We start from the raw sequence: 6,324 nt of genomic DNA on the forward strand, positions 1-6,324 counted from the left end.
GATCGCATTTAGCCATTTGGCACAATTGACCCCAGGTTTCGAGTTTTTCATGGATGCTGTGTACCACTTCGATGGTTTTATTGTTACTAGCGCAAAAATAATCGTAGGTTGGCATAGCGACAATTTCTCTCCATCCTCTTGATATATGGGTATAGATTGTTCTTTACTATTGATTTTTTCATCATAAATGACCGGGTTTTTGCCGTCAACTGAACGGAAGAAGCGATCGCCCTTAGCCCCCCGACCAAATCCGTAGTTTTCTGTAGTTTTCATCTAATTCCAGCAAAACTTGACAAACGATCGCCGTCTTATGGCCAATCCTCCGTAAAAGTACGATAATTTGGTAGCGCTATTGGTGGCGGCCAATGTACGACCCACAAAATATAATCAGCATTCAACTGAATATCCACAAGTCTAACCCCCATTTGCTCGACGGGTTAGACGCTTTATTGCGTCTGGGATTGGTGACTGACGAACAAGTAAGGCAACTTTGTCAGGAACTTCTGACCAGTCCTTTGCCCCCATTGGTGGTGACAGAATTAATCCCGGAATTAATCCCAGAATTAATCCCAGAATCACCACCAGAACCTGCCGCCCCTCCGCCCCTCCGCCCCTCCGCCCCTCCGCCGACGGCAGGCCCCGGAGCCCCTACTGCACCACCTTCTCCGTCTTACATTGCCCAAGGGTTAAAATCCTTGATGGCGGAATTAAGCGTGCAGTGGTTGCTATTCCTAGGGGTGTTTATGGTGACACTCTCTTCTGGGGTATTGGTTGCAACTCAATGGGAACAGTTTCCCCCGTTTGGTCAATATTTAGTTTTATTTGCCTACACTTGTTTATTTTGGCTAGTTAGTCAGTGGACGCTTAAGCAGTCAAATTTACAGTTAACCGCGCAAACTTTACAGACAGCAACCATGTTACTGGTGCCGTTAAATTTTTGGGCGATGGATGGATTTCATTTGTGGGATTCTCCCCTGGGATGGATTACCGCTGCGATCGCTGCCATGAGTTTAACTGGCATGACAATTGGGATTTACACAAATATTAGAACTATTAAAAAAGCCCCTTACTCCTCAATTGCTTGGGTAAATTATATCTTTGTTAGTTTTATCCACTGGGGTTGGGGTTTGCCCATTTTGCCTTTAATTGCCGTATATTTGGGGACTATATCCTCTTCTTTCACTACTGTTTATCAAACAAATTATCATATAAATTCTAGCATTTTTATTAGAAATCAAACTGTAGAAATCGAACAGGTTTTAGATAATACAAAAGCTAATCAGCGGTCTGATTTATTACTGCTGTATGCCACATTCGTATTATTATTTAGGGGGATTTTTATACAAGGAATTGACATTACTCAATTAGGATTAGCGATCGGGATTAGTGGTTGGCTATTTGTTTGGTTGTCGGAGAAAAACCCACCTGATGCATCAGATTTAGCGGCTAATGTTCCCCCAGATACAGAGTTGCCTTTATCGCAAATTGGCATATTTCTATTATGTCTGGGTTGGTTGATTTCCTTTGTCAGTATTCCCTGGACAAGTGAAGGGTGGCAACCGTGGGAATCCTTGCAAGCAATTGGCGTAAGCGCTTTGGGTTTATGGCTGCTATTTCGGCGATTTTTGGCGAATTTTAACCGCAATAATTTAACCGCAATTTTCTTTATTGGTTTACAAGCTTTTATTTTAATTCGCCAAATTATTCCCCCTGGTTTTCGCTCGCAGGCGGTGCAAACAGGGGTAGAACTAGCCCAAGCTGCTGATGCCCCATTTACGATTTATGCAATTACTCTGATTCCTTATTTAATCTTGACGGTTTGGTTCACCGATTGGATTTACCGACAAGACAAACCAAATGCAATCCAATGTGGTTTAACCGGAGATTATTTGAGTTTAGGTTTAGGCACAGGTATGGCGTTGCTGAGTTTGGCAAACGCGAATGTGCGATCGCTAAATTTATTAGCCAGTACGCTAATTTTGGCGGTAATTACTTATCGGCGGTTAACATCAGGTATTGGATTACCAAATACAGGCGATTCCGCAAAGCAAATCCCTAACGGGAAGCGCCAACATTATAGTTTTCCACCTGTAACAACTGCCACCAGCTTAACCCTGGTGTATTTGACACATATTTTTGGGGTATTCACGGGCTTTTCCGTAATTGACCGATTTTTACCCAATTTATCCCCACAAATTTGGGGGATAATTTGCTTGGGGGCAATGGTCTTTGAGTTGGCAGTTTATCTCTGGGCAGATTATCTCTGGGCAGATTATCTCTGGGCAGAAAGCCGTAACCAGAACCGAGAAGTTATTTCATATTGGGCTTATTTCTTTGAAGAAACTGCATATTATCTAGGGTTGGGTTTGGCTGGACTCAGTTATTATCTATTAAACCATAATATGGGGCTGAATTCTATCCCTGGCACTCAAGAATTATATGGGATATGGCTGATTGCTCCCATTTCCCTAACCGGGGTGGCTTATTGGTGCAAGAAACGGCGGATTATGGCCAGTTGGTTGAGCGCGATCGCCCTGGTGATGGCCAATTTAATCATCCTAGAAATGCCGGTCATTCGGTTAATTGGTTTTGCCGTAGCCACGGTTTTTATGTTTATCAATACGGGATATTTACGTCAAACTGGGGCAGCAGCCATGACCCTTGGTTTTGGCCTCAGTTTGACGGCGTTTGTCCTCGATTTTGGCATATTTGGTTTACCCCCAGTCACCGGAACAGATTGGTTAGTGGTCGCTGCGGTGGCGATCGCGGTTTTAGTCTTACTAAGTAACTATTTAAGCCCTTCCATAGAGAAACAGGGAACGGAGAACGAAGCACCGGCAGCAGAAACAGAACCAAACCAGAGTAAAAGTTTAGGATTGGTCTATGAACCAGCGGTTAATGGTTGGGCAATTTTTCTCTCAGCTTTTCTCCTAATTGCCCTAACTGCTCATTCCTTTACCATATACTCGTTTGGTTCAGATATTGTCTCCTCCGAATTTAATTTACATTTCAACGCCTTAATTGCCACAATTATTCTTACTGTGGCGATCGCCTATTGGTATTTCCCCATATTTAGGAATGAGTCTATCTATGCCTTAGCTTGGTGCATAGAAATTCTAGCCGTAGAAACTTTGGCATTTTTCGAGCGCTCACTCCTAAATTTAGCCATTGCCAATATTGTCCTCGGACTGGCAAGCCAACTATTAGGAGATTGGTATGAATCCCGGCATGAATCTACGGAAGAAAATACCCCCCGCAGTTTGGACATTATCCCCTTAGCTTATGGGATTTTAGGGACTATTTTTCGCTCCGGTACTTTAAGTTCTTGGACAGGATTAACCACTTTGGGATTAGCATTAACCGCCATTGGGGTGGGGCGTCGCAGTCCCGAAGGCAAGTTATTAATTTATTTCGCCTTAGTGGGAGTTTGGTTATCCGCTTATGAGGTCTTATATTATCAAATTTCCGCTTTCGGCACCGGAGATCAATTAGTCGCGATCGCTGCTTTAACCACGGGAATATTATACGCCTATCGGCTGCTAACTCCTTGGTTAACTTATTACTTAAAACTCACCAAAGAAGAGTTATTTATCTGCGCCCATACTCACTGGGTCATTGGCAGTAGCTTGTTAATTACCGCGATCGCTTATCCGATTACCTTAAATACCCTGGTGGGTATTGGCACCGGGGCTTTATTAGCCCGATATGCGATCGTGCAAGGTCGCCATAATCCCTATAAGAATATCGCCGAAACTTGGGTTTATCTGGGTTTACTAGAAACCGCAATTTTGCTAATTTATGCCGTGACTCAATTGCCGGATTTTTGGTCTAATTGGGTCATCAGTTGGGCAGGGGCGATCGCTACCATCATTGCCTACTTTTTCTATTTTATCCCCTGGGAAAAATGGGGATGGCCTTCGCAACCTTGGCAGACAAGCGCTGTCATATTACCCATCACCACTGCGTTGATATTTGGGGGGAATCTTTCCTCCAGTACCTTTGTCCCCAGTAGCCTCTTAATGCCTGCGGCATTTTATATTTTTCTGGCTTGGTTTAATCGGCGATCGGCAAATTCTTTGCGGTTCACTTATGTCAGTGGTTTTCTAATTGATTGGGCGCTAATTCGGTGGTTAGTCCAAATCAATTTTACCGAACCATTGGGGTATGTCATCCCAATTGCGTTTTTGTTTTTATATATTGCCCAAGTCGATCCAGATTTAAAGAACTCGGAGCAAAAAGAAACCCGTTCTTTGATTCGTTTCTTAGCCACAGGTGCCATTTGTGTCGTGTCTTGGTTCACAGTTAATTCCCTAGTGACGGGATTCATTTGTATAATGGCAATTTTTGCCGGTTTAATCTTCCGAGTTCGCGCCTATCTTTATGTGGGAACTTCGGTATTTTTGCTGAATGCTATCTACCAAATGGTTATACTAATTTCTCAACAGCCTCAACTCAAATGGGCGATCGGTTTATTAGTCGGCATTGGCTTTATTTGGATTGCTGCTACTTTTGAACGCAGTCGCCAAAGAATTATTAACCTGGTACAACAGGCGATCGCAGAGTTAGAAACCTGGGAATAATGATTTTCCCATGAAAAATGCAATATTATCGGCGCGGGGCGACCACGGAGGATCGCCCCTACAAACCCCGAAATTCACCTCGTAATTGTGCCAATAATTTTTTAAATTGCTATCTATCTATAATATGAGTAAATATGAGGCGAAGGTTGACTAGATGAATTGTATCATTTGTAAAAATGGAGAAACTAGCCCAGGTTTAGTTACGGTGACGTTAGAAAGAGGGGAATCTATTACTATTAAAAAAGTACCAGCGGAAGTGTGTAACAATTGTGGAGAATATTGTTTAAGTAATCAAATTACGGAGGAAATTTTACACCGCGCCGAAATTGCCGCAAGTAATGGCGCTGAAGTGGAAATTATCCGATATGCCGCTTAGAGATAGAACGAACCGATCATCCCTGACAACAACCACAAATAACAAACAACAAATAACAAATAACAAATAACAAATATTTTTGGCCGTAAATCACCGATCCAACTTATGCTAAAGTGATGAATCGGATTGTGATGGATGAAAGCATCAGATGGCGATTATTGCGGTGCGAGCTTGGTATCTTCAGGAGTATGAGCCAATTCGAGAATTGGAAAAACGACCGAAGGCGGATTTACGACTGAACAAAAATAGTTTGTTAAAAACCGGACTAAGGGCTGATTTTCTCGATGACAAGGATGAGGTCAGACGTTCAGCTTGGTTTGAACGGTACTTACAAGGGGATCCGGTCGAATTTTATATTGAAGGCAGCGGCGGCTATGCGGTGGCCAATATTGACTTGATTTCCCAGGAAATCTATTTTACGAAACAAGACGTGATGGCCCGGTTGGATCCGACCATCTATTTCTCTGTGCAAACGGAAAATCCCAGCTTGAGTGATGACCTGCGGGAAGGATTGCAAGAGGCGATCGCTCACTTAAATCAGCGATCGCGCCTCACCTTATCCCTGGAAGAAGCCCAGCGCCCAGATACGGGGCTGTTGCGTCCGAGTAATAGTCGGATGCGGAAATTGCGCCAGAGTTTACTGTTTATCGCCGATATGACTCCGGTTGCCACTGCTAAAGATCGCTTCGGAAATCCTGCCCGGGGAATTCCCAGTCCGACGGTATGTGTAGAATTGGGCTATGCTCTACAAAGCAAGCGTCGGGAACAAATCTTACTGGTGCAACAATTATCAGAGGACACCCCAAAAGAATTGCCCTTTGATTGGCCTTCATTACAGATGATTCAGTTCCGCGATCGCGCCGAACTAGAGGAAATTTTACCCGGTGCGATCGAAGCTCAACTGCAACGTTATAGCTTATTTTCTTAACCCGGAAATTGCCCACGGATTAAGCGACTCCAGTGGCAATTTCCCCACAGAAAATTAGTCAATTCTTCTCAATTTATCTTTTCCAGGTCGCTCGCAAATATTCCGAGATCCGATTGGTGATAATTAGTTAAGGAGAATTTGTCATGCCAAGAACTCCAGATGAAATTGCGGTGTATATATTTTTGACAGGTGGACAACGGGAATGCGTCAAATTTCCCACTATCCAAGACTTTCAAAAATGGTATCAAGGGGTATTAGTCCCCAAAGCGGAAAGTCAAGAATTTGTCAACGTCCCCATTAAAAATATCCAAGGGGAATACATGGTAGTCCGACCATCTGCGATCTTAGCCATTCGGGTAGAACCTATTTTTGGATCGACCAATATGGATCGGGATCAAATGGCCTAATTACCAAAATTAAATACTAGGGCGTGTCATCAA

General features: G+C 43.4%; 5 protein-coding genes. 4 read left to right on the top strand and 1 reads right to left on the bottom strand.

The features are described 5' to 3' along the window. A partial coding sequence (locus tag AM228_RS28215; protein WP_156332134.1) for a hypothetical protein occupies positions 1 to 273 on the bottom strand: 273 nt, incomplete at its 3' end. Between the two features lie 92 nt (positions 274 to 365). Between AM228_RS28215 and AM228_RS28220 the strand changes: the two genes are divergently transcribed. The 4 genes from AM228_RS28220 (at position 366) to AM228_RS28235 (ending at position 6,291) form a co-directional block, all read left to right on the top strand. Then, on the top strand, positions 366 to 4,580 hold the full coding sequence (locus AM228_RS28220; RefSeq protein WP_054470326.1) for a hypothetical protein: 4,215 nt from the start codon (positions 366 to 368) through the stop codon (positions 4,578 to 4,580). A 154-nt stretch (positions 4,581 to 4,734) separates the two neighbouring features. Beyond that, complete coding sequence (locus tag AM228_RS28225; RefSeq protein WP_054470327.1) at positions 4,735 to 4,956, top strand: type II toxin-antitoxin system MqsA family antitoxin; 222 nt, start codon at positions 4,735 to 4,737, stop codon at positions 4,954 to 4,956. 148 nt (positions 4,957 to 5,104) lie between these two features. Continuing rightward, a complete protein-coding gene (locus AM228_RS28230) occupies positions 5,105 to 5,884 on the top strand; it encodes a hypothetical protein (protein WP_054470328.1) in 780 nt (259 codons plus the stop codon). 143 nt (positions 5,885 to 6,027) lie between these two features. Beyond that, positions 6,028 to 6,291: a hypothetical protein gene (locus AM228_RS28235; protein ID WP_054470331.1), complete on the top strand. Its 264-nt coding sequence runs from the start codon at positions 6,028 to 6,030 to the stop codon at positions 6,289 to 6,291. Positions 6,292 to 6,324: the final 33 nt, after the last annotated feature.

Origin of the sequence: Planktothricoides sp. SR001, from assembly GCF_001276715.1 — a bacterium.
In the GTDB taxonomy this organism is placed as follows: domain Bacteria; phylum Cyanobacteriota; class Cyanobacteriia; order Cyanobacteriales; family Laspinemataceae; genus Planktothricoides; species Planktothricoides raciborskii.

What these genes read in the sequence shown, in the direction of transcription:
- AM228_RS28220 (WP_054470326.1), top strand. Translation starts at nt 366, where the DNA reads ATGTACGACCCACAAAATATAATCAGCATTCAACTGAATATCCACAAG.
- AM228_RS28225 (WP_054470327.1), top strand. Translation starts at nt 4,735, where the DNA reads ATGAATTGTATCATTTGTAAAAATGGAGAAACTAGCCCAGGTTTAGTT.
- AM228_RS28230 (WP_054470328.1), top strand. Translation starts at nt 5,105, where the DNA reads ATGGCGATTATTGCGGTGCGAGCTTGGTATCTTCAGGAGTATGAGCCA.
- AM228_RS28235 (WP_054470331.1), top strand. Translation starts at nt 6,028, where the DNA reads ATGCCAAGAACTCCAGATGAAATTGCGGTGTATATATTTTTGACAGGT.